17 protein-coding genes are annotated in these 26,124 nt (G+C 33.8%); 13 read left to right on the forward strand and 4 right to left on the reverse strand.

Annotated elements, in window-relative coordinates; translation table 11 throughout:
- Positions 1-72 precede the first annotated feature (72 nt).
- Positions 73-1,923 carry a DNA topoisomerase IV subunit B gene (locus AW14_RS10355; protein WP_044638738.1) on the forward strand — a complete coding sequence of 617 codons (1,851 nt, stop codon included), beginning with the start codon at positions 73-75 and terminating at the stop codon, positions 1,921-1,923.
- A gap of 312 nt (positions 1,924-2,235) precedes the next feature.
- A complete protein-coding gene (locus tag AW14_RS10360; RefSeq protein ID WP_044638739.1) occupies positions 2,236-4,917 on the forward strand; it encodes a DNA gyrase/topoisomerase IV subunit A in 2,682 nt (893 codons plus the stop codon).
- Between the two features lie 8 nt (positions 4,918-4,925).
- Here AW14_RS10360 and AW14_RS10365 read toward each other — a convergent pair whose 3' ends face one another.
- The 3 genes from AW14_RS10365 to AW14_RS10375 form a co-directional block, all read right to left on the reverse strand.
- Positions 4,926-5,717, reverse strand: coding sequence for a TerC family protein (locus AW14_RS10365; RefSeq protein WP_044638740.1), 792 nt, complete (start codon positions 5,715-5,717; stop codon positions 4,926-4,928).
- Between the two features lie 64 nt (positions 5,718-5,781).
- Positions 5,782-7,590: a cytochrome c peroxidase gene (locus tag AW14_RS10370; protein ID WP_044638741.1), complete on the reverse strand. Its 1,809-nt coding sequence runs from the start codon at positions 7,588-7,590 to the stop codon at positions 5,782-5,784.
- A gap of 77 nt (positions 7,591-7,667) precedes the next feature.
- Positions 7,668-9,191: a PhoX family protein gene (locus AW14_RS10375; RefSeq protein WP_044638742.1), complete on the reverse strand. Its 1,524-nt coding sequence runs from the start codon at positions 9,189-9,191 to the stop codon at positions 7,668-7,670.
- 318 nt (positions 9,192-9,509) lie between these two features.
- Here AW14_RS10375 and bshC point away from each other — a divergent pair, with 318 nt between their 5' ends.
- The 8 genes from bshC to AW14_RS10415 all read left to right on the forward strand — a co-directional run bounded on the left by bshC (position 9,510) and on the right by AW14_RS10415 (position 21,092).
- Complete coding sequence (bshC, locus tag AW14_RS10380) at positions 9,510-11,117, forward strand: bacillithiol biosynthesis cysteine-adding enzyme BshC (protein WP_044638743.1); 1,608 nt, start codon at positions 9,510-9,512, stop codon at positions 11,115-11,117.
- A gap of 5 nt (positions 11,118-11,122) precedes the next feature.
- On the forward strand, positions 11,123-12,496 hold the full coding sequence (locus tag AW14_RS10385; protein ID WP_044639607.1) for a pyridoxal phosphate-dependent decarboxylase family protein: 1,374 nt from the start codon (positions 11,123-11,125) through the stop codon (positions 12,494-12,496).
- Between the two features lie 61 nt (positions 12,497-12,557).
- Positions 12,558-14,093 (forward strand): glutamine-hydrolyzing GMP synthase, encoded by a 1,536-nt coding sequence (guaA, locus tag AW14_RS10390; protein WP_044638744.1) that lies wholly within the window; start codon positions 12,558-12,560, stop codon positions 14,091-14,093.
- A gap of 270 nt (positions 14,094-14,363) precedes the next feature.
- Positions 14,364-16,301, forward strand: coding sequence for a LysM peptidoglycan-binding domain-containing protein (locus tag AW14_RS10395; protein ID WP_044638745.1), 1,938 nt, complete (start codon positions 14,364-14,366; stop codon positions 16,299-16,301).
- Between the two features lie 22 nt (positions 16,302-16,323).
- A complete protein-coding gene (locus AW14_RS10400) occupies positions 16,324-16,551 on the forward strand; it encodes a DUF3820 family protein (protein ID WP_044638746.1) in 228 nt (75 codons plus the stop codon).
- Positions 16,552-16,676: 125 nt separating this feature from the next.
- Positions 16,677-18,317, forward strand: coding sequence for a CTP synthase (locus tag AW14_RS10405; RefSeq protein ID WP_044638747.1), 1,641 nt, complete (start codon positions 16,677-16,679; stop codon positions 18,315-18,317).
- A 78-nt stretch (positions 18,318-18,395) separates the two neighbouring features.
- Positions 18,396-20,288: a membrane protein insertase YidC gene (gene yidC / locus AW14_RS10410; protein WP_044638748.1), complete on the forward strand. Its 1,893-nt coding sequence runs from the start codon at positions 18,396-18,398 to the stop codon at positions 20,286-20,288.
- 105 nt (positions 20,289-20,393) lie between these two features.
- Positions 20,394-21,092 carry a toxin-antitoxin system YwqK family antitoxin gene (locus AW14_RS10415; RefSeq protein WP_044638749.1) on the forward strand — a complete coding sequence of 233 codons (699 nt, stop codon included), beginning with the start codon at positions 20,394-20,396 and terminating at the stop codon, positions 21,090-21,092.
- A gap of 90 nt (positions 21,093-21,182) precedes the next feature.
- Here the strand turns inward: AW14_RS10415 and AW14_RS10420 are convergent, their stop codons facing one another.
- Entirely contained in the window at positions 21,183-22,151 is a 969-nt protein-coding gene (locus AW14_RS10420; RefSeq protein WP_044638750.1) for a fasciclin domain-containing protein, read from the reverse strand.
- Positions 22,152-22,341: 190 nt separating this feature from the next.
- Here AW14_RS10420 and mnmA point away from each other — a divergent pair, with 190 nt between their 5' ends.
- The 3 genes from mnmA to AW14_RS10435 are packed head-to-tail and all read left to right on the forward strand — an operon-like array spanning position 22,342 to position 26,120.
- Positions 22,342-23,529 carry a tRNA 2-thiouridine(34) synthase MnmA gene (mnmA, locus tag AW14_RS10425; RefSeq protein WP_044638751.1) on the forward strand — a complete coding sequence of 396 codons (1,188 nt, stop codon included), beginning with the start codon at positions 22,342-22,344 and terminating at the stop codon, positions 23,527-23,529.
- A 23-nt stretch (positions 23,530-23,552) separates the two neighbouring features.
- Positions 23,553-25,178, forward strand: a complete 1,626-nt coding sequence (locus AW14_RS10430; protein WP_044638752.1) for a S8 family serine peptidase — start codon at positions 23,553-23,555, stop codon at positions 25,176-25,178.
- On the forward strand, positions 25,179-26,120 hold the full coding sequence (locus AW14_RS10435) for an NAD(P)H-dependent flavin oxidoreductase (RefSeq protein WP_044638753.1): 942 nt from the start codon (positions 25,179-25,181) through the stop codon (positions 26,118-26,120). It begins immediately after the preceding gene.
- The last annotated feature ends 4 nt before the right edge of the window (positions 26,121-26,124 follow it).

A 26,124-nucleotide genomic window follows, 5' to 3' on the forward strand; every position in this document is an offset into this window, starting at 1 on the left:
TGTAAAGGCTGTTTCTTTTTTTATTTTGATATATTATATTAGCAACAAATCCCGATATCTTACTAGAATTATATGGCAGAACAAACCAATTACACCGAAGACAATATACGTTCATTAGATTGGAAAGAGCATATTCGTATGCGACCAGGAATGTATATTGGTAAGTTAGGTGATGGGTCTTCACCAGATGATGGTATCTATATTCTATTAAAAGAAGTTTTAGACAACTCCATAGACGAGTTTGTTATGGGAGCCGGAAAAACGATTGAAATTTCCATTCAAGGAAATAAAGTGATCGTTAGAGACTACGGACGTGGTATTCCGTTAGGAAAAGTTGTCGATGTAGTTTCTAAAATGAACACCGGAGGAAAATACGATTCTAAAGCATTTAAAAAGTCTGTAGGATTAAATGGTGTTGGTACAAAAGCAGTTAACGCCTTATCTTCTTTTTTTAGAGTAGAGTCTACACGTGATGGAAAATCAGCCTCAGCTGAATTTGAAAAAGGAAATCTACTTAACCAAGATCTTTTAGAAGACACATCAAGACGTAAAGGAACGAAAGTATCTTTTGTTCCCGACGAGCTAATCTTTAAAAAATACAAGTTTAGAAACGAGTATGTTGTAAAAATGCTTAAAAACTATGTGTACCTAAACCCAGGGTTAACCATCGTTTTTAATGGAGAAAAGTATTTTAGCGAACATGGTCTTAAAGATTTACTTTCAGAAAACATAAATGAATCCGATCGTTTGTATCCAATCATTCATTTAAGAGGTGAGGATATTGAAGTAGCGATTACACACAGTAAAACACAATATAGCGAGGAGTATCATTCTTTTGTAAACGGACAAAACACTACACAGGGCGGTACGCATTTAAATGCTTTCCGTGAAGGATTTGTTAAAACCATTAGAGAATTTTATGGTAAAAACTACGATGCTTCCGATATTAGAAAATCTATAGTAAGTGCTATCGCCATAAAAGTTATGGAGCCTGTTTTTGAAAGTCAGACAAAAACAAAATTAGGATCTACCGATATGGGTGGCGATTTACCAACCGTGCGCACCTATGTGACCGATTTTTTAAAAAAATACTTAGATAATTTTTTACATAAAAATCCAGAAGTTGCCGAAAAGCTTCAACGTAAAATTTTACAAGCAGAACGGGAACGAAAAGAACTATCTGGAATTAGAAAATTAGCAAAAGACCGAGCTAAATCGGCCAGTTTGCATAATAAAAAATTACGCGACTGTCGTGTTCATTTTGGAGACACTAAAAACGAACGTAGTTTAGAATCTACACTTTTTATCACCGAGGGAGATTCTGCATCGGGAAGTATAACAAAGTCGAGAGATGTAAACACGCAGGCGGTATTTAGTTTAAAGGGGAAGCCTTTAAATTGCTATGGCCTTAGTAAAAAAATAGTTTACGAAAACGAAGAGTTTAATCTCCTTCAGGCCGCATTAAACATAGAAGAATCTTTAGAAGATTTACGATATAATCATGTGGTAATTGCCACAGATGCCGATGTAGATGGTATGCACATTCGCTTGTTATTAATAACGTTTTTTCTTCAGTTTTTTCCTGAGGTAATTAAAGAACGTCATTTGTACATATTACAAACGCCTTTATTTCGTGTTAGAAATAAAAAGGAAACCATTTATTGTTATTCTGAAGAAGAACGACGTAATGCTATTGAAAAGTTAAAACCAAAACCAGAAATTACTCGATTTAAAGGTTTAGGTGAAATATCTCCAAATGAATTTAAACATTTTATTGGAGAGAATATTCGTTTAGATCCGGTGATGTTAGACGATAATATGTCTATTGAAGATTTATTGTCTTTTTATATGGGAAAAAACACCCCAACAAGACAAGAATTTATTATAGATAATTTGAAGGTAGAATTAGATATAGTGGAATAAAAGAACCTTAAATTATTAAATTGTTAATTTATGAAGCTTAAAATAACAATTTAATAATAAAGTTTCGTTAAAGTTTTACATGTAAACAAAAGTTTAGTATTAAATTTGTAACGCAAAAATTAGAAATTTAATAACTCCTCATATAAGAGGCCTAAACAAATAAGTCATGTTATACACTAAAGAAGAAAAACAAGGTTCAAAAAGATCGTACGAATATTTACACTACAATGCTATTGTAGAAAATACAAAGAAAGAAATAAAAAAAGGCAGAACGATGTTAAATTCGAGCCTGAAAAAAATATGTAATAATTAATGATTGAAGACAGCGACGATTTAATTAACGAACAAGAAGAACCAAAGGAAACCATTACCCGTGTCACGGGAATGTATAAAGATTGGTTTTTAGATTATGCATCTTACGTTATTTTAGAACGTGCTGTACCAGCCATTGAGGACGGGTTTAAACCCGTACAAAGACGCATCATGCATTCTATGAAAGATTTAGATGATGGGCGTTATAATAAAGTAGCCAATATCGTCGGCCATACCATGCAATATCACCCCCATGGTGATGCCAGTATAGCCGACGCTATGGTTCAAATAGGTCAAAAAGACCTTTTAATTGACACCCAGGGTAACTGGGGAAATATTCTTACCGGCGATAGTGCAGCGGCTTCTCGATATATCGAAGCACGTTTATCAAAATTTGCACTAGACGTTGTTTACAATCCAAAAATTACAGAATGGCAGGCTTCTTACGACGGACGTAGAAAAGAGCCTGTAAACTTACCAGTAATGTTCCCTTTATTGTTAGCACAAGGGGGCGAAGGTATTGCTGTTGGGCTTTCAACAAAAATATTACCACATAATTTTATAGAACTTATAGATGCTTCTATAAAACACCTTCAAGGGAAACGTTTTACCATACTTCCAGATTTTCCAACGGGAGGTGTTGCCGATTTTTCAAATTATAACGATGGACTTAGAGGCGGACGTGTTCGTGTTAGAGCTAAAGTGTCTCAATTAGACAAAAATACGCTTGTTATAACCGAATTGCCTTATGGTACCACAACATCTTCTTTAATTGATTCTATTTTAAAAGCAAATGAAAAAGGAAAAATTAAGGTTAAGAAAATTGAAGATAATACGGCTGCCGAGGTAGAAATTTTAATTCATTTACCATCAGGTTTATCGCCAGACAAAACCATTGATGCGCTTTTTGCATTTACAAGTTGTGAAAGTTCTATTTCGCCCTTAGGTTGTGTTATTGAAGACAACAAGCCGCTTTTTATTGGTGTTACCGAAATGCTGCGTAGAAGCACCGATAACACGGTACAGCTTTTAAAACAGGAACTGGAAATTCGATTAGGCGAGTTTGAAGAACAATGGCATTTTGCTTCATTAGAACGTATCTTTATTGAAAATAGAATATACCGCGATATCGAGGAAGAAGAAACCTGGGAAGGTGTTATAAGCGCCATCGACAAAGGACTTCAGCCACATATAAAACATTTAAAACGTCCTGTAACCGAAGACGATATTGTTCGTTTAACAGAAATTCGAATTAAACGTATTTCTAAATTTGATATTGATAAAGCACAACAAAAAATTGATGCTTTAGAAGAAGAAATTGCCAAGATTAAACATCATTTAGCAAATTTAATAGAATACGCTATTGCTTATTTTACCAGACTTAAAAAAGAATATGGCCCGGGTAGAGAACGTAAAACAGAAATTAGAACCTTTGACGATGTTGATGCGACCAAGGTTGTTATTCGAAATACGAAGCTTTATGTAAATAGGGAAGAAGGCTTTGTTGGTACTTCTCTTAGAAAAGACGAATACGTTTGTGATTGTAGCGATATAGATGATATTATTGTGTTTACTCGCGAAGGTAAAATGATGATTACAAAAGTAGATGCTAAAACATTTATAGGTAAAGATATTATACATGTGGCTGTATTTAAAAAGAAAGACAAGCGTACCATATATAATTTTATCTATCGCGATGGAAAAGGTGGCCCTTCATATATTAAACGTTTTGCTGTAACAGGTGTAACGCGCGATAAAGAATACGATTTAACAAATGGTAATAAAGCATCAACAACCTTGTATTTTTCTGCAAATCCTAATGGCGAGGCAGAAGTTGTAACTATTTTATTAAGACAGGCAGGAAGTATTAAAAAACTTAAATGGGATATCGACTTTGCCGATATTTTAATTAAGGGCAGAGTTTCCAAAGGTAACCTCGTAACAAAATATCCGGTTAAAAAAGTTGAATTAAAAGAAAAAGGTGTATCTACCTTAAAACCTCGTAAAATCTGGTTTGACGATGCTGTACAACGCTTGAATGTTGATGGCAGAGGGGAATTAGTAGGTGAGTTTAGAGGCGAAGATAAAATATTGGTAATCAATCAAAAAGGAATTGCTAAAACCATCACTCCAGAAATAACTACACATTTCGATGACGATATGATTGTTATGGAAAAATGGATTCCTAAAAAACCAATTTCAGCCATTTATTATAATGGTGAAAAAGAGATGTTTTACGTAAAACGATTCTTAATTGAAAATGAAGGTAAAGAGGAATTGTTTATTTCAGATCACCCAAACTCCCGATTAGAAATTGTTTCAACCGATTGGAGACCCATTGCCGAAATTGAGTTTACTAAAGAACGAGGTAAAGACCGAAAAGATAATTTAGAAGTTAATTTAGAAGAATTTATTGCTGTTAAAGGCATTACGGCCATAGGGAACCAATTAACTAAAGAAAAGGTAAATCAAATTAATTTATTAGATCCCTTACCATACGAAGCTCCAGAACAAGTACAAGCCGATGAATTAGAGGTTGTAGAAGAGGAAGAAATTAATACTTCTAACGAATCTAATACTGATGATGCCGAATCTGTTAAAAAACAGCCCCCTAAGTCTTCTCATGATGACGACCTGCCAACTGGTGGTTTAGACGATAAAGGGCAGATTACATTATTCTAAACGCCTTATTAATTCTTGTTGTTTTTTTGAATTTTAAAATTTAAAAACTCAACAAATAAAGAAAATGCTATAGCGAAGTACAAGTAACCCTTTGGTATGGCACCCACTTCGTTACCTAATAACTTAGTGTGCGATAAATGCGCAGCTTCAGTAATTAGCATAAAACCTATTAAAATTAAAAAAGCCAATCCTAATAGCTGCATACTTGGATGGTTTTTAATGAATTCTCGAATGGGATTTACAAATCCAATCATAATAACAATTGAAATAACTACCGCAATAATCATTAAAACTAAATTGTAATTGTGGTTTGAATGCAGACCGTTCGTCATACCAACAGCCGTGAGAATCGAGTCTATAGAAAAGATAAAATCAATAATGAGTATCTGAAAAATAGCTTGTTTTAAACTTTTAATTTTTTTCTTACTAAAGTTGTTTTCGTCATGGCTGGGCATTTCTACCTTTTCATGAATTTCAGAAGTACTTTTATAAATTAAAAACAAGCCACCACCAAATAAAATTAAGGCTTGCCAACTAACAGCGATGTGAAGCCAGGATAATTCAATGGTATAAAAAGGCTCTTTTAAGCCTATAAGAAACGATACAAAAAACAATAAAATAATACGTTGTATCATGGCTAGCAATAAGCCTACAGTTGTTGCTTTTGATTGCTGATGCTCTGGAAGTTTATTAGCTGCAATGGATATAAATACAATATTGTCTATACCTAATATTATTTCAAGAAACGTTAGGGTTAATAATGCCATGATGGCATCACTGGTAAAAAGAAAATCAATCACAGCTTATAATTTTAGTATAAATTTATAAAAAAAATAACCTGTGATTGATAATTATTCAGACTATTTAATAACTCCTTTTATTTACCTGGTCGTCGGTTAAAGTTTTCATAAAAGCCACCAAGCTAGCTTGCTCTTTTGCAGTTAAATTTAAGTTATCAAACGGTAAGGTTTGGTGAGGTAAATCGAAACCTAATCCGCCACCGCCACCAAGGTTGTAAAAATCTACAACCGCTTCAAGTGTGTTATAAACACCGTTATGCATATATGGCTCAGTTAGTGTTACATTTCTAACGGAAGGTGTTTTAAACATGCCTTTATGCAAATCTTCTTTAAATTTCCAATAAAAACCAAGATCGTTATCTAACGTTTTATTTTCTGCTGTTTCAGGAACACCAATAACTTCTTTTTCCGTTTCATTAAAAAATGGCGGCACAGTTCCATTGGTAAGTGGAATAAAATGGCATGTTGCACACAAAGCTTTTCCCATGAAAATGTTATAGCCCAGTTTTTCTTCTTCTGTAAAATTGTTTGTTTCACCTCTAATATTCTTATCGAATTTTGAATTAAATCCGTTTAATGTAGCTATGTAAGATGAAATAGCTTTTATAATAGCTTTATTGTTTTTTGGTAAACTGCCATAAGCTTCCTTAAATAATTTTACATAAGTCGAATCTGTTAAAATAGCATCAGAGAATTCATGAACATTGGTATTAAATTCTTTATCGTTTGTAAATACTAAAGAAATTTGATCCAGTAAACTATTCGATCTGCCATCTAAAAAAAAGCTTTTTTGAAACGCTGTGTTTATTAAAGTAGGGGTGTTTCTTTGTAATGGATTCCCTTTATTATCTAAATTCAATGCCAAACCATCTGCATAACCCTTACTTGGAATGTGGCATGATATACAAGCCATATCTTGGTTTGCAGACAACTTAGGCTCTGAAAATAATTTTTCACCCAGTTTAATTTGTTTTTCACTCGGATTTAAATTCGTGGCCGGTGTAAAATAACTCACATTAAACGTATTGTTTTCAAAAAAGGTTGGAGCATCAAAATTAAAGGGTTCTGTATCTATAGGCTCCCAGATATTAGCAACTTTTCTAATGTTTACCCAATTTCTGGTAATAGGATTCATGTAATCTCTTGTAAAGGTAAAACGATCAAACGTATCGAAATCATTATTTTTTTCAATGAATTGAATGGCTTTTGAAAGATTATTTTGAAATTCAGAATCTAACGATTTGTCTTTATTTTGAATAATCGCTTGAATCGTTAAGCTGTAAACCTTTTGAAGACTCTCCAGAGATATTTTAGTTTCGTTGATGCCCAGATGGCTTACAGGTGTATCAAAACCAGAAATGGCTAAGCTAACAATTCTAAATAATTGCTGATGCGTAGCTATAAAAAACCGTTGCGGATTTAAATCTCTTTTTTCAATGGTTTTTTTAAGTACATAAAACAACCCTTTGGTAACATATATTTCTTCATTAAAATCATCGATACTGGTTTCTTGCTCGTAAATACTTTCTTCAATTTTTTGTAACCCAATTGGGCTTGTAATTTTACCAGTATCTTCTTTGTAAATAGGAAGCGCTGGCCCATTAGCTCTATGGCCAACTTCTGGGTTTAAATATGAAGCATAAGGCTCGGCTTTTTTAAAGGAAGCTCTGGTAAGCGCAAAGTAGTGTTTAGATTTGTTACCATTTAACCCTTCTGCTTTTAAGCTATCTAAATAACGTATCGCATCTTCTAAATTATTTATGTAATACGTTTGTGCTTGAGTCCAGTTAATGGAAGGCTCCATTTTTTCTTCATTTTTTTTACAAGAAGTTAAAATAATTAACAGGCTTAATACCTTAATTGTCGTTTTCATAGATGATATTTTAATAAACAAATGAATCTCCATTAAGTATGGAGATTCATTAATTATGACATGGTTTTATGTAAAGCTTATCTAGGTAAACCTTTTAATATAACTATTTGACCACCTTGGTTGTGAGGTAAGTTAGTAGATACAAAATCGGTACTTTGCCAATAGTGTGGTTGTAAAGCCAGCATAAAAGTATCTGGCACACCAACTTTGTCTGAAATATCAATTAAAGAACCAAATTCGCCAGAAAGTTTAGAACTACCTGTTGGAGAAAGATTGCTTTCTACTTTTAACTCTAAAACAACTTTAGCATTGTTTCCATCCAAATCAGATTGGTAAATATATGCAGCGTGATTTCTGCTAAAAGAGTTCGGGTCTTCTTGGAAGTAAACAAAGTTTTCGGTAACACAGATGTTATCTGGACTTTGTAAGGTAGCTAAATTACCATCTTTATTATTAGTATCGGTATTTCCGCTTATAATTTGAGTTAGTTTACCTTGTAAAGGGTTGGCAGCATCTAATTGTAATTTATAAACAGTACCCCAATCGTTAACATCGCCTGTATTTGGTCCAAGACCCGTTACAGCAAAATACACGTTTCTGGCATTAGCATCGCTACCTTTTTGATAATCTACGTCTTCAACTCTAATAAATTGAGAAGCATTTACAGCAGTACAAGCAGCCTCCATTTCGTTTTTAGTCATAGATGCACCGCCAACGATTTCAACAAATTCTACATCATATGTTTTGCCAAAATCTAAACTACCTTCGTCGTAAACGGTGTTAGCAGCCACATTTTGTACGCCACCAGTTCCGTTAGATACTTGTTTGAAACGTAACACATAAATTTTTCCATTTTCAAAATCGGCATCGCTGTTTTCAGATAAATACATGGTAACTTGACCTTTAGATCCGCTAGAATCGTCGTCACCACCAAGAATAACCGTTTTACCAGGATAAGCACCTTTTGGTAATGGTACGGCGTTTTCCCAAGAGAATTCACCAAGAGCATCTAAACCGAAATCTGCAGTAGGGGTTGGGGTTTCAATCCAAGGATCGATTCCTTTAACATCGTAAGCAAGACTTTCAGAAGCCGATAAGAAAATATCTTTATCACCACCATGAATGTCTTTTTCCCACATAGTTCCAGAACATTGTCTTGCAAAATCTGCAACACCATTGTTAAGTAACCAATCGCCAGAAATAGGGGTTAAATTCTCATCTAAACGTATTCTAGATACGGCGTGGTCATCTTCGGCATTTACAACATAAATATATTCATTGCCATCTTTTAAAAATCCAGCACCATCTTGAGCACCAACTAAACGAAATCCGTTAGAAAGTACATCGGTAGAACTAATTAAAGAATACGCTGAAACGTCACTAAATTCGCCGTGCATTTTAACTAAAGGACTTAAAGAAGATTTGTTTGTAAACATAAGTGGTGATGGTGTGAAATCTTCACCATCTTTTCCATCTTTACCGTCTTTTCCATCGACACCATTTACACCGTCTTTACCGTCTTCGATATCACAGCTAACCATAATGACACTACTAGAAGTAAGCGCAAATGCTAAAAAGAATAGTTTTAAAAATTTGTTCATAATTTATTTTTTTTTGATTTTTTATTCGACAACAAATGTAGGTTCGCACATTTCAATACCTGTTAACTTAGCACTGTGTTTAGGTAAATAATTTGTTAGTTAAAGGTTAAAAACGTTAGCTTAGGGTTATGAATAATCTGGTTTTTAAACTGTGTGTTAAATCTTCGTTTTTAATAGTTTTTTAATATGTATTTAATTTAAAACGGATAGAAATTGTTTAAGCGACATTGTTTTGTTACAATAAATTCTTAACGAAATTTTTAGATTTTAAAATGAGATAAGCAGTATATTTACATCTTTAATTTTACTAAAGAATCGATTTTGCAAGAAAGTATTTCATTTAAAAAAACAGGTTATTTTTCATCATTGATTAATGACTATTTAGAAGAGAAAGACGAATTAAAATCGTATTACAATCGATTTCCAAATATTGAAAATTTTAAGGCCCAAATTGAAGAGAAAGGAGCTTCCAAGAACCTATCGGCCAACACGCGTGAGGTTTTATCACAGGTTTTAACAACACAATATAAAAAAGTTGAAGCATCGGAGGCTACGTTAGCGAATATTGAAAGTTTAAAACAACCAAACACATTTACGGTAACTACAGGGCATCAGTTAAATTTATTTACAGGGCCTTTATATTTTCTTTATAAAATAATTTCAGCAATAAACCTTTCAAAAACTTTAAAAGAAGCCTACCCAGAATACCATGTTGTACCCGTATATTGGATGGCTACTGAGGATCATGATTTTGAAGAAATAAATTATTTCAATTTTAAAGGAAAGAAAATTCATTGGAATAAAAATGCCACAGGCGCTGTTGGCGATTTATCTACTCAAGGGTTAGATGAGGTTTTTGAGCTGTTTTCAAAAGAGCTGGGAACTACTAAAAATGCCGAGACATTAAAACAACTTTTTACAGAAGCGTATCTTAAACACAATAATCTAGCCGATGCTACATTTTATCTAGCAAATGAGTTGTTTAGCTCGTATGGTTTGGTAATTGTTGATGCCCACAATAAAGATTTAAAATCGTTGTTCATTCCTTTTATTGAAGACGAATTGCTAAATCATACATCTTTTCAAAAGGTTTCAGAAACGAACAAGCGCATCAACGAGTTACCCGAAAACTATAAAATTCAAGTAAATCCCAGAGAAATAAATTTATTTTATTTGGGCGGAGGCCTTCGAGAGCGTATTGTTTTTGAAGACGATGTATATAAAGTTTTAAACACAAATTTGGTTTGGAGTAAAAATGATATTTTAAAATTGGTTCATGAAAAACCAGAATTTTTTAGTCCAAATGTGATTATGCGGCCTTTATACCAAGAAGTTATTTTACCTAACCTTTGTTACATAGGCGGCGGTGGAGAATTAGCTTATTGGTTTCAATTAAAAAGTTTTTTTAATGCCGTTGAGGTACCTTTTCCTGTTTTATTATTACGTAATTCAGTTTTAATTGAAACCGAAAAACAGCACGAAAAGCTTCAGAAGTTAAATATTACAACCGAAGATATCTTTCTAAAACGCGATGCTTTTATTAATAAAAAAGTACGTGAAATATCGAATATTGACATTGATTTCAACGAACAAAAAAATCATTTAAAACAACAATTTCAAGATTTATATCTTTTAGCTGAAAAAACCGATAAATCGTTTATTGGAGCTGTAAAAGCTCAGGAAGTTAAACAAATAAAAGGTTTAGAGAATCTTGAAAAACGCTTGTTAAAGGCTCAAAAAAGGTCTTTGGAGGATCAGGTTTTTAGAATGACCGAAATCCGAAATGAATTATTTCCTAACAACGGATTGCAAGAGCGCAATACTAATTTTTCAGAATTTTATCTCGAATATGGTGCGCAATTAATACCGCAATTGGTAAAAAATCTTAACCCTTTAAATAAAGAGTTTGTTATCGTAGCCTTATGAAGAGTATGCACAAAATAGATATGGAACTTGTAGAGATGACCTTAGATGTTATGAAATATACCATCGACAGAATTTCATCTACAAACAATGCCATAGGAAAACCAAAAAAAGAATCAGAATTAAAAGCTCTGGTAGGCGAAACCATTACAGAATCTGGCATTGGAGGTGAAGTTGCTTTCAATTTATGGAAGAAACATTTAATGAAAGCCAATGTACCGGTAGACCATCCAAGAAATTTAGCATTTGTTCCTGCTTCTCCAACACGAGCAGCGGTTATGTTCGATTTAGTAACCTCGGCATCAAGCATACATGGTGCTTACTGGATGGAAGGTGCCGGTGGTATTTTTTGTGAAAATGAAGCCATGAAATGGATTGTTTCCTTAACTGGTTTGCCAGAAGGTGCTTTTGGTGTGTTTACAAGTGCTGGTACAGCAGCCAATTTATCTGGTATTGTTACAGCTAGAGAGCATTGGCGCAGTTTAGATGCTTCACATAAATCTCAAAAAGGATTAATTATAACCTCTATTGGAGCGCATTCATCGGTTAAGGCTATGGCAAAAGTAGCCGACATTGATGTATTATTGGTTGATACCGAAGATCGGTTAGAAGCAGCTGTTTTACAGCAAACCATTAATAATTTAGATGAAGAAACGCGTAAGCGCTTGTTTGCAGTGGTTGGAACGGGTGGAACAACCAACGCGGGGATTATAGATGATTTAGATTGTATTGCCAATATTTGCAAGAGTGAAAACCTTTGGTTTCATGTTGATGCAGCTTATGGCGGTGGTGCTTTGGCAGCCGACTCTGTAAGACATTTATTTAATGGTATAGAGAAAGCCGATAGCATCACTATAGACCCACACAAATGGATGTTTTCTCCCTACGATTGCGGTGCAATAATTTACAGAAATCCAGAATTAGCAAAACAAGTACATTCACAACAAGGCTCTTATTTAGATATTTTTAGTGATGAAGGCGCCCATGGTTTCAATCCAACCGATTATCAAATACAATTAACAAGACGCGTTCGCGGATTGCCTTTATGGTTTTCATTAGCTATGCATGGAACTGCTAAGTATAAAGAAGCCATTGAGCGTGGTTTAGAATTGGCTCAAATAGCAGGAAAGCTAATCGAGGAGCGTCCGTATGTAGAGTTGGTAAGAGACCCGAGTTTGTCTTGTGTTTTATACCGAAGAATAGGTTGGAGTCCAGATGATTACAGAGATTGGACTTTTAAAAATCACGATAGTGGTTTTGCACTAGTAACACCAACAAAGTGGAAAAAAGGAAAAACTTTCGAAACCGTATCTCGTTTTTGTTTTATTAACCCAGATACCACAGAAAATGACATTGCTATGATTTTAGATACCATGGCTTAAAATAATTTAAAAAAATCTGGCGCCTAATTCGTCAATATAAAATCAATTGTTATTTTTGCGCATGCAACATGATAAGGTACTCATATTAGACTTCGGATCGCAATACACACAACTTATTGCACGTAGAGTTAGAGAACTCAACATTTACTCCGAAATACATCCATTTAACAAAATTCCAACCAACATTGATAGCTATAAAGCTGTTATTTTATCTGGTAGCCCAAACTCTGTGAGAGGCGAAGATGCCTTACATCCAGATTTAAGTGCTATTCGAGGTAAAAAACCAATGTTGGCAGTATGTTACGGTGCTCAATATTTAGCTCATTTTTCTGGAGGTAATGTGGCACCATCCAACACAAGAGAATATGGTCGCGCCAATTTATCTTTTATTAAAGAAGACGAAGCTTTTTTTAATAAAATAAATATTGGAAGCCAGGTATGGATGAGTCACAGCGATACCATCAAGGAATTACCAACAAATGGTGTTTTAATAGCCAGTACAAACGATGTAACTAATGCGGCTTATCGTATTGAAGGCGAGGATACTTTCGCTATTCAGTTTCATCCAGAAGTTTATCATTCAACCGATGGAAAACAACTACTAGAAAACTTTTTAGTTCATTTATCTGGTTTTAAACAAGACTGGACTCCCGACTCTTTTATTGAAGAAACAGTTGCTGCTATTCAGGAAAAAGTGGGTAATGATAAGGTGGTTTTAGGTTTGTCGGGAGGTGTAGATTCTACAGTTGCCGCTGTACTTTTAAACAAGGCCATCGGAAAAAATTTGTATTGTATTTTCGTTAATAACGGATTACTTCGTAAAAATGAGTTTGAAAGCGTATTAAGTCAATACGAAGGTATGGGATTAAATGTTAAAGGTGTCGATGCCTCAAAACGTTTCCTAGATGCTTTGGCAGGAATTGAAGATCCAGAAAAGAAAAGAAAAGCCATTGGTAATGCTTTTATTGAAGTTTTTGATGACGAAGCTCACAAATTGACCGATGTGAAATGGTTGGCTCAAGGTACCATTTACCCTGATGTTATTGAAAGTGTTTCTGCAACCGGAGGCCCATCAGCAACTATAAAAAGTCATCATAATGTTGGTGGTTTACCAGACTTTATGAAACTTAAAATTGTAGAGCCTTTAAGAGCGATTTTTAAAGATGAAGTAAGACGTGTAGGCGCAACTTTAGGTATTGATCCAGAATTATTAGGGCGCCACCCATTTCCTGGACCTGGATTAGGTATTCGTATTTTAGGTGATATTACCGCAGAAAAAGTACGTATTTTACAAGAAGTTGATGCCATTTTTATTAACGGTTTAAAAGCTTGGGGTCTGTATGATAAAGTATGGCAGGCTGGAGCTATGTTATTACCTGTTAATAGTGTAGGTGTGATGGGAGATGAGCGTACTTACGAAAAATGTGTTGCTTTAAGAGCTGTAGAAAGTACCGATGGTATGACTGCCGATTGGGTAAATTTACCTTACGAATTTTTACAAAAAACATCAAACGACATAATAAATAAAGTAAAAGGTGTTAATAGAGTTGTTTACGATATCAGTTCTAAACCACCTGCAACCATCGAGTGGGAATAAGCCTTAATGTGACTTTTATGTTCCCTTTGGGTCGTAATTAATTGTAAGAAAACAAATTAAAATATTCCTTAAAGGTGTATTTAAAAAAATAATTTTAAAATGGTCTTATTTATATAATTCAAACGTATATAAATGAGACCTTTTTATATTTTGTAAATTCGGTATTTATAAATCTATTATTTTTGGCATGTTAAATGATTATGTTTAACTGCATTTTAGATTTTTGAATAACCATAGTATCCATTTTAAGTTTTAAAAACAATAAGTTAGATGATTAAATATTTTTCCGTTTTATGTTTAGTGCTGTTTTGTAGTTTTAATACAGTAAATGCCCAAAATTTTAGTACGCATCAAGTAAAAAGAGGAGAAACTTTAGAGAGTATTTCTAAACAGTATTATGTTACGACATCTCAGATTTTAGAATTAAATCCGGATGCAAAAAAAGCATTAAAACCGAATACGATTTTAATTATTCCTATTTCAAAATCTACAAAGCCTAATGAAACCATAACGAACGAATTAGATGGTTTTAGAGAGCATACGGTGCAACGTAAAGAGACTCTTTATAGCTTATCAAAAGAATATAACGTCTCTGAAGAAGATATTAAAAAGTATAATAATTCGCTTTATGCCAACCCACTGCGTAAAGGCGACGTTATTCAAATTCCCATATATAAAACGACCAAAACACTAACCGAAACGGCTACAACCAAACCTTATATTGTTTTACCAAAAGAGGGCAAATGGCGCGTGGCTTATAAATTTGGTATTTCTGTTGAAGAATTAGAAGCCTTAAATCCAAAAATGGGCGATACGTTGCAGGAAGGGCAACAAATAAATGTACCTTCAAACAAAGTTGCAAAAGTTGAAAAAATAGATGAAGCTTATAGCTATTATAAAGTTTTACCAAAAGAAGGTTTTTACAGACTTAAACTAAAGCTAGGCTTAGAGCAAGATGAATTAGAAGCTTTAAATCCAGATTTAAAAGAAACAGGATTAATAGAGGGAATGGTTTTAAAAGTACCTTTTTCAAAAAACACATCTACCGGAACTATTACTCCAGAAACTGAAAAAGTTACTTTATCAAATCGTTTGCTAAGTTCAGACACAAAACGCTTGGCTGTATTATTGCCTTTTAGATTAAATCGTGTTGATTTCGATTCAATTACAGATACGAAACAAAGCATAAAAAAAGACCCTTATTTAAATGCATCACTAGACTTTTATTCCGGAATATTATTTGCTTTAGATTCCCTTAAAAACATGGGTATTTCTGTAAAAGTGGATGTTTTTGATACCAAGCACGAAGTAAGCGAAGTTGGTAAAATAATTGAAAATAATAATTTCGAATCGTACGATGCTGTTATTGGCCCGTTAACAACTGAAACCTTCGAAAAAGCGGCATCTGAATTAAAAGCTTTAAATGTGCCAATTATTTCGCCCATTGGAACTAATTTGAAATTATACGATCATGTTTTCCAGTCCAGACCAGCAGACGATTTATTAAAAAGAAAGGTTATTAATTTTGTAAAATCAGACTCTTTAAAAAACAATATTGTTATTGTTTCAGATGCTAAAAACCAAAATATTGCCAACGAATTAAAGCGCGAGTTTAATTACTCTAGAATGGTGTTTTCTAAAAAAACAAAATCTGGGGCCGATGCTAATTATGTAAATGTTTCAGATTTAAAATCGGTTTTAAAACCAGGAAAAAACTATGTTTTTCTTGAAACCGAGAGTGAAGGTTTTGCATCGAATGTTACCAGCATATTGGCATCATTAACAAGACAGAAAGTTTCAGAAGATGACACCACAAGCTCTGAAGTGATATTAATTACAACCAATTTCAATGCAGCTTTTGAAGGTGATGAAATATCAAACGAGCATTTATCAAAATTACAATTTCATTTTTCAACAATTTCTAAAAGTTATAATGAAACAGATCATAGAGATTTCATAAAAAAATACGAAACACTTTATAATATTACTCCAGATAAACGTGCAGTTCGAGGTTTCGATTTAACCATGGATGTTATCTTGCGTTTAGCCACTTCAAACGATTTGTTTCTTTCAGTAAATCTGGCGCCAAGTACCGAGTATGTAGAAAATAAATTTGCATATAAAAAGGAAACGTTTGGTGGGTATTATAATACGGCTGTATATTTAGTGAAATATGAAAATTTAAATTTGGTTGAAGTAAAGCCTTAAATTTTCACTCTATGTTTACTAAATGATTCCATACAAACAATTTTTAATAGATTTAGCTCATACCAAAATGCCTTACGGCAAGTATAAAGATCGTTATTTAATAGATTTGCCAGAACATTACATTGTTTGGTATCACCAAAAAGGATTTCCAAAAGGAAAATTAGGCGATATGTTAACACAGGTTTACGAGTTAAAACTTAATGGTTTAGAGGGATTAATAAGAAATATAAAGCAAAAATATCCCAAGTAATTTTTCTGTTTTTCTAATTTTAATAGCTTTTTTTAAATTGTTAATAACCGTTATTAAATAACTAAAAAACTATTCGGGATTAACTATTTAAATTTCGTAAATTTGTCTGCGTTTATAAGCGCAACATGATAACGACAGCAAAATACATTTTTGTAACCGGCGGGGTTACATCATCATTAGGAAAAGGAATTATAGCAGCATCTTTAGCTAAGCTATTACAGTCTCAAGGTTACCGAGTAACAATTCAAAAATTAGACCCATACATTAACGTCGATCCAGGGACATTAAATCCATACGAACATGGAGAATGTTATGTTACCGAAGATGGCGCAGAAACCGATTTAGATTTAGGTCATTATGAGCGCTTTTTAAATGTGCCTACAAGTCAGGCTAATAATGTTACCACGGGTCGTATTTACCAAAGTGTGATTCAAAAAGAACGTCGTGGTGAGTTTTTAGGCAAAACGGTTCAAGTGGTGCCTCACATCACCGACGAAATTAAACATCGTATTCAACTTCTAGGAAAATCTGGAGATTACGATATTATTATTACAGAAATTGGTGGAACGGTTGGTGATATTGAATCGTTACCATACATAGAAGCTGTGCGTCAATTACGATGGGATTTGGGTGAACAAAACGGTATTGTTATTCATTTAACATTAGTGCCTTATTTGGCAGCTGCCGGTGAATTAAAAACAAAACCTACGCAACACAGTGTTAAAACATTAATGGAAAGTGGGGTTCAGGCAGATATATTGGTTTGTAGAACCGAACATCATTTACCAATCGAATTACGCCGAAAATTAGCATTATTCTGCAATGTTAGAGAAGAAGCCGTTATACAATCTATTGATGCTTCAACAATTTACGACGTTCCTAACTTAATGCTAAAAGAAGGTTTAGATACGGTTGTACTTAAAAAATTAGGACTGGAAAGTTCTACACCAGACATTACAAAATGGAATCAGTTCTTAGCGCGTCATAAAAACCCTAAAACAGAAATAACCATCGGTTTAATTGGGAAATATGTTGAGTTACAAGATTCTTACAAGTCTATTTTAGAAGCTTTTATACACGCTGGAGCCGAAAACGAGGTTAAAGTAAACATAGAGTCTGTTCATTCAGAATATATCAACAAAGAAAATGTAAAACTAAAATTAGGGCATTTAGATGGTATTTTAGTTGCTCCTGGTTTTGGTGAGCGTGGTATCGAAGGTAAAATTGATGCCGTGCAATATGTGCGTGAAAATAATGTGCCTTACTTTGGTATTTGCCTAGGTATGCAAATGGCAGTTATTGAATTTGCAAGAAATGTTTTAGGTTTAAAAGATGCCGATTCTACAGAAATGAATCCAAAAACTACCAATCCTGTTATCGATTTAATGGAAGATCAAAAAGGTATTACCGAAAAAGGCGGTACCATGCGTCTTGGGGCTTGGGATTGTGAGTTAAAAATAGGAAGCGTTGTGCGTGATATTTATAAAGCCGAAAATATTAAAGAGCGTCACAGACACCGTTACGAATTTAATGGCAGTTACAAACAGGCTATGGAAGATGCCGGAATGAAAGCTACTGGGTTAAATCCAGATACCGGATTGGTTGAAATTATTGAGTTACCAAACCATCCTTGGTTTGTTGGTGTGCAATATCACCCAGAATATAAAAGTACTGTAGCCAATCCGCATCCACTATTTGTAGGGTTTGTTAAAGCTGCTTTAAACTACAAGAAAAAGAATGCAGGTGTCAGAATGGCACAAAATTAATATTGGATTACTTTTTGACAAAGAGTTTTGTATTCCCGTGTAAAAACGGGAATCTTTTTAATAGATACTAAAGAATACATGGAAGAAAAAAAATTAGATGTTAATTCGGTTGTAGGTTTTATACTTATTTTCGGAATATTAATGTACATGCTTTGGCAAAACCAACCAACGCCAGAAGAACTCGAAGCACAGGAAAAAGCAAAACAAGAACAAATAGCTTCAGAAAAGAAAGCTAAAGCACAAGAAGAAACTCTGGTTACTACCGCAGAAGATTATTCAATTACTACCGCTTCAGATTCCTTAAAATTACTTCAATTAAAAGACAAAATGGGTGCTTTTGCTTATTCAGCAACGAAAGCATCAAAAGGGGAGACTTTGGTTGAGAGTGACTTATTAGCATTAAAATTTAATAATAAAGGTGGATACCTTTCAGAAGTAAAACTTAAAAAGTTTGTTGATTTCAAATCGGATCCTATCTATTTAATTAAAGACAATAATGCTAATTTCAATATTAATTTTGGAACTAAAGATAACCGCATTTTAAACACCAAAGATTTATTTTTTGAACCTACCGTTACCAAAAATGGCGCTGTTACTGTAGTATCTATGAAGCTTAAGGTATCTGAATCGAAGTTTTTAGAATACCGTTATGAAATAAAAGATGGCGATTACATGATGGGGTTCACCATTCGCTCTCAAGGGTTGAGTGATGTTTTAAATGCCTCGCAAGATGTTAATTTAGATTGGAATTTAAAAACATACCGTCACGCAAAAAGTATTAAATATGAAAATCGTTACACCGAAGTTGTTTTCGAATACGAAGGTGGAAAAGACGATTATTTAAGTCAGCGTGAAGAAACTGAAGATACCGCAGAAGAATTAACCTACGTGGCTTTTAAACAACACTTCTTTACTTCGGTTTTATTATCGGATACACCTTTTAAAACGGCACAATTAGCTTCAGAAAATCTTGTAAAAAACGAAGATATTGATACTGTTTATACCAAGGCATTCTCTGTAAAATTACCTATGGAATTTAAAGGCGGAGAATTAAGCCAGTCGATGGATTGGTATTACGGTCCAACAGATTATAAAATTTTAGATAAATACGATAGAAATTTAGATGAAATCGTTCCATTAGGTTGGGGTATTTTTGGTTGGATTAACAGGTATTTGTTTATTCCGTTTTTTGCCTTCTTAGGCGGGTTTTTACCTTACGGAATTGCCATTATTGTTATGACTATTTCTATCAAGTTGTTAATGTCTTTTGTACAATACAAACAATTTTTATCTCAGGCTAAAATGAAAATATTAAAGCCCGAGTTAGACGAAATTCGTGAGAAGTATAAAGACAACAAAATGAAAGCGCAGCAAGAAACGCTTGCACTGCAAACTAAAGCCGGCGCAAGCCCCATGGCTGGTTGTTTACCTGCATTAATTCAGTTACCTGTGTTTTATGCTTTGTTTCAATTTTTCCCTTCGGCATTCGATTTACGTCAAAAAAGTTTCCTTTGGGTAGAAGATTTATCATCGTACGATACGATTGCAGAATTGCCATTTAAAATACCATTTTACGGCGATCACGTAAGTTTATTTCCATTGTTGGCATCTATTGCTATTTTCTTCTATATGCGATTAACAACGGGACAACAAATGGCATCGCAACCAACGCAAGAAGGCATGCCAGACATGAGTAAAATGATGAAGTATATGATGTATTTCTCACCAATCATGATGTTGTTCTTCTTTAACAACTATGCTTCAGGTTTAAGTTTGTATTATTTTATATCAAACTTAATTAGTATCGGAATCATTTTAGTTATTAAAAACTTTATTCTAGATGAAGATAAAATTCATGCACAGCTTCAGGATAATAAAAAGAAACCTAAAAAAGAAAGCCGTTTTCAGCAAAAAATGAAAGAAATGATGGAGCAAGCTGAAAAACAAAAACAAGCTCAAAAACGTAAGTAATTACTATTTAATACTATTTAAAAGCTGTCATTAATTGAAATGACAGCTTTTTTGATTAATAAAATATAAGAATACAAAAGACGTTCTATTTATTAAATTAGAAAGATGAAAAATTTAAAGTTTATACTATTGATATTGTTTGTTTCCTTTCATGCTTTGGGTCAAGATATAAACCAATTCGATAGCAATGGGAAACGCCATGGTATCTGGAAAAAGAATTTTGATGATACCGATGCACTAAGATATGAGGGTGCTTTTAATCACGATAAAGAAGTTGGTTTGTTTAAGTTTTACGAAAACATAAATGGTAAATCGGTTTTAGCGGCAACCAAACAATTTAATGACGCTAATAATTTAGCCGAAGTAAAATTTTTTGCACCGTCGGGTAAAATTATTAGTGAAGGTACTATGGATGGTAGAGTGTATATTGGTACTTGGAAGTATTACCAAAAAACTAATAACGAACTATTAATTTTAGAACATTTTGATGCTAAAGGGAATTTAGAAGGCGAGCGGTTTGTTTATTATCCTAACGGACAAATCTCGGAAAAGCAGTTTTATAAAGATGGTAAGTTAGATGGTTTGGTAGTAGGTTATTCTGCCGACGGAAAAATAATTATGGAATCTCATTATAAGCTTGGTGAATTGCACGGTGTTCATAAAAACTATTTTTTAAATGGCGAATTAGAAATTTCTGGTCAATATAAAAATGGAATAAAAGAAGGTGTTTGGTATTTTTATGATAAGGATAAAACGGTTCAGGAAAAAGACTTTTCAAACCCTAAATTAAAAAGTAATGAATAACAAAAAAGTCCTTTATAAATAAAGGACTTTTAAGTTAAGAAATCTAATCAAACAAAGATTTCCAAAAACCAATAAACAATCAAAACAAATTTATGGTAGGTTTGGTATAGCTACTTTGTTAATTACGTGAATAACGCCGTTAGCAGCCTGTACATCTACTTTTATAATTCCTAGATCACTGTTTCCTGAACCATCAGTTAGGTTTGCAATATTAGATCCTGTTCCTGGCAAAGTTATTGTTAAGTTATCACCTTGTAAACTAGGTGCTGTAGTATCTCCATTAGGAGTTAAATCTCCAGATGTTACATTTGCTCCAGCTATTACATGATGTTTTAATATTTCTGTCAAGGTACTTTCACCAGGTAGAGTAGCAATTTGAGCGAAGGCAGCATTCGTTGGAGCAAATACAGTAAATGGTGCCGGATCTGTACCGTTTGATGTAGACAATATGCCAGCGAAATCTGTTCCTGGTGTTAATGTTGTTAAAGCTGTTTCTAAAGTTGATAATGTTGGATCTGCTACAGCAAATGTAGCCACAGTTGGTAAACCAATTACAGCATCAACAACGTGAATAATTCCATTTGTAGCCATAATATTTGGTGCAACTACACTAGAAACGCCGTTTATTTTTACACCATCTGTTGTGTCAATAAACATACTTAAATTTAAATCGGTGTCCGCGTAAGTTGCTAATGAATTAACATACATAGTAGACAAATCTGTTGAAGCAAATTTACCAGCTACTACGTGGTTTAATAAAATTTGTTGTAAAACAGGTACTGGTACATCTGTTACAGCATTAAAACCATTGGCTTGTAAAAAGGCATTAAAAGCAGTATCTGTTGGTGCAAAAACAGTAAAACTACCTGGTGAGTTTAAGGTTTCAACTAAACCAGCTCTGTCTAGTGCTAATACAAGTCTGCTTAAGCTTGGAGTTGCAATGGCAATTTCAGCGATTGTTTCTGGTTGTTTAACATCATCATCATTGTCATCACAAGAAAAGAACGTTACCGCTAGGGCTAATAAAAATACTTTACTCAAAAAATTTAATGTTTTCATAATAATTTATTTTGATTTCTAATTGTTTTGTTTAACAAAAAATACAAAAATATTAAACAATTTGATTCTTATTTTGTTTATTTATTCTTATAATAAGATAAACAAAACCTATAGTAAGATTTAAATTACTATTTCCGATAACAAAATTTCAAACTTTTAAATTTATATCTTTGCATAAAAAATTTAACTAATGAAACGAGTAATAATTGGACTGTCGGGAGGTGTAGATTCTAGTGTTGCAGCTTATTTGTTGCAACAACAGGGGTATGAGGTTATTGGTCTGTTTATGAAAAATTGGCACGACGATTCTGTAACGATATCCAACGAATGTCCTTGGCTAGAAGATAGTAATGATGCTATGCTAGTAGCCGAAAAATTAGGTATTCCTTTTCAAACTGTAGATTTAAGTGAACAATATAAAGAACGTATTGTAGATTATATGTTCCATGAGTATGAAAAGGGCAGAACTCCTAATCCCGATGTGCTTTGTAACCGAGAAATTAAGTTCGATGTTTTTATGAATATCGCTATGGAACTTGGAGCCGATTATGTTGCTACGGGTCATTATTGCCGAAAAGGTATCATCGAGAAAGACGGAAAAGAAATTTATCAATTATTAGCTGGTGTTGATGATAATAAAGATCAATCCTATTTTTTATGTCAATTATCACAAGAACAATTAGCAAAATCCCTTTTTCCGATTGGGGAATTAACAAAGCCTGAAGTAAGAGAAATTGCAACACAATTAGATTTAATTACGGCAGAGAAAAAAGATTCTCAAGGTCTTTGTTTTATTGGTAAAGTGAAGCTGCCAGACTTTCTTCAACAACAATTAAAGCCCAAAGAAGGTGTTATTGTTGAAATACCAAACACGCAAGCTGTTTATCAAGAACAGGCACCCGAGTACAAAACAGAAGAAGAGAAACTTCAGTATTTATCCAGAAAAATAGCCTATCAAATTAACCAAGGTAAAATTGTAGGTAAGCATCAAGGGGCTCATTATTTTACCAAGGGGCAACGAAAAGGTTTGGCCGTGGGAGGTACCGTAGAGCCGTTATTTGTTATTGATACCGATGTTGAAGAAAATGTGATTTATACCGGACAAGGAAAAGAACATCCCGGACTTTTAAAGAAAGCCCTTTTTATTACTAATGAAGAATTGCATTGGATACGTGAAGATTTAGCAATTAATGAAGATGAAACCATGAAGGTTATGGCCAGAATTCGCTACAGACAACCATTACAAAAAGCCACATTGCATAAAGTATCGAGTGGTATGTATGTTGAATTTGAAGATTTTCAATCGGCTATTACCGAAGGACAATTTGTTGCTTGGTATCAAAATGAAGAATTAATTGGTTCTGGGGTGATATCTTAAAACTATTTTAAATTTTAAAAGCTATGAAGCATGCATTAACCTTTGTTTTATGTTTACTTTTTCAAATTTTTGTTTTTGGACAAGAAGACGCTTGGGTGTATTTTACAGATAAAGAGAATGTTGCTGTTTCCATAGCCAATCCCGCATCGATTTTATCTCAAAAAGCTATTAACAGAAAGAATGCACATGGCATTGCTATTGATGCCAGAGATGTTCCTGTAAACGAGAACTACATCGCACAGTTAAAATTGGCTACAGGAATTACTATTAAGGCAAAATCGAAATGGTTTAATGCAGTCCACGTTAGAGGTACCGAAACAAATATTAAAAATTTACTTACCACACCTCCCTATGCAGGTTTTATAGATCATATCGATTTTGCTAATAAAAACATCAGTACCAATAAAAGCTTAAAACAAAAGCAGCCTGCGAAGCTAGAAACTATTTTAACCGATTTTAATTATGGAACTGCTTCAAATCAGATTGAGATGTTTCATGGTAACGAGTTACATTTAAATAATTTTACAGGAACAGGTATTACCATTGCTGTTTTAGATGCCGGATTTCCTAATGTTAATACCATGTCGTCATTTGAAAGATTGCGAAACAAAGGGCTTTTGCTAGATGGTTACGATTTTGTAAATAGAGATAACGATGTATATACCAATACTGTAAGTAATCACGGAACTTTAGTTTTAAGTACTATGGCTGGATATATTGAAAATCAATATGTAGGCACAGCTCCTGATGCATCTTATTATTTGTTTATAACAGAAGATAATTTAGATGAAAATCCTGTTGAAGAAAGTTATTGGGTTGAAGCAGCAGAGCGTGCCGATAGTTTAGGTGTCGATATTATAAATACATCTCTTGGTTATACAACCTACAACAATACAAATTACAGTTATACTAATAGTGATATGAATGGTCAAACGGCCTTCATAACAAAAGGTGCTAACATTGCTTTTGAAAAGGGTTTGCTTTTGGTTAATTCTGCGGGGAATGATGGTAACAAAACCTGGCAAATTGTAGGTGCACCAGCCGATTCGCCCAATGTATTATCTATTGGTGCTGTAGATGCCTCGGGTGCCTATGCCGCTTTTAGTTCTAAGGGAAGCACCATACAACCATCACAAAAGCCAGATGTTGTTGCCCAAGGGCAGGGAAGTATTTTGATTACAGAAAATGATGTTATTGCTGCAGCCAGTGGCACCTCTTTTAGTTCTCCAATTTTAGCAGGAGGTATTGCATGTTTGTGGCAAGCTTTACCTAATAAAACAAACCTTGAAATTATGCAGTTGGTAAGAGCATCTGCATCTCAATATACTACACCAGATTATTTTTTAGGCTATGGTATTCCTAATTTATTTGAGGCTTACAGTCAGTTTTTAGCTGTTTCAAGTAACACTGTGGATAATCAAATTAAAATATTTCCTAACCCTGTAACCAATAAGCTTTTTATTTCAATTCCAGAGGAAGCATCACTTTTAAATGTTTTAGTTAGTGACCTTTTAGGAAACCAATTGTTTTCAACTACAATTAGTAAAAAAAATAATGCGATAGATGTTTCAGCACTTTCACAAGGAATTTATATCATTATAATTAATACCCCTAATAAAACTCAAACCTTAAAATTTATAAAACAATAAATGTCTAACAGAATTACGCAGTTATTTGATATTAAACACCCTGTTATACAAGCCGGTATGGTTTGGAATAGTGGTTGGCGATTGGCTTCTGCTGCTAGTAATTCTGGAATTCTGGGACTTATTGGTGCTGGTTCTATGTATCCAGACGTGTTACGTGAACACATTCAAAAATGTAAAAAAGCCACCAATAATTCTTTTGGTGTTAATGTGCCTTTACTGTATCCTAATATAGAAGCCATTATGGATATTATAGCAGAAGAAGGGGTTAATATTGTATTTACCTCGGCAGGAAACCCTAACACATGGACATCTTGGTTAAAATCTCGAGGCATTACTGTAGTTCATGTGGTAAGTAGTTTAAAATTTGCTTTAAAAGCTCAAGAAGCTGGCGTTGATGCTATCGTAGCCGAAGGCTTTGAAGCCGGAGGGCATAATGGTCGCGATGAAACGACAACGTTAACCCTGATACCTATGGTTAAAGAACGTATTTACATTCCTATAATAGCTGCAGGAGGTATTGCAACGGGTCGTGCGATGTTGGCTACCATGATTTTGGGTGCCGATGGCGTGCAAATAGGAAGTAGGTTTGTTGCCAGTGAAGAAAGTTCGGCGCATCAGGCATTTAAAAATATTGTTGTTAATGCTGGTGAGGGCGAAACACAATTAACTTTAAAAGAATTAGCGCCTGTAAGATTAATAAAAAACAAATTTTACCACGATGTGCAGGAGTTATACAAAAAAGGGGCTTCGATACAAGACATGAAAGATTTATTGGGTAGAGGTAGAGCAAAACTTGGGATGTTTGAGGGCGACTTAGACGAAGGCGAATTAGAAATAGGTCAGGTTGCGGGTTTAATTCACGATATAAAACCAGTTTCGCAAATTGTTGAAGACCTATTAAATGAATTTAATACAGCCAAAGCATCAGTAAACCTGCTATAAATTT

The sequence above is a fragment of the Siansivirga zeaxanthinifaciens CC-SAMT-1 genome (assembly GCF_000941055.1).
In the GTDB taxonomy this organism is placed as follows: domain Bacteria; phylum Bacteroidota; class Bacteroidia; order Flavobacteriales; family Flavobacteriaceae; genus Siansivirga; species Siansivirga zeaxanthinifaciens.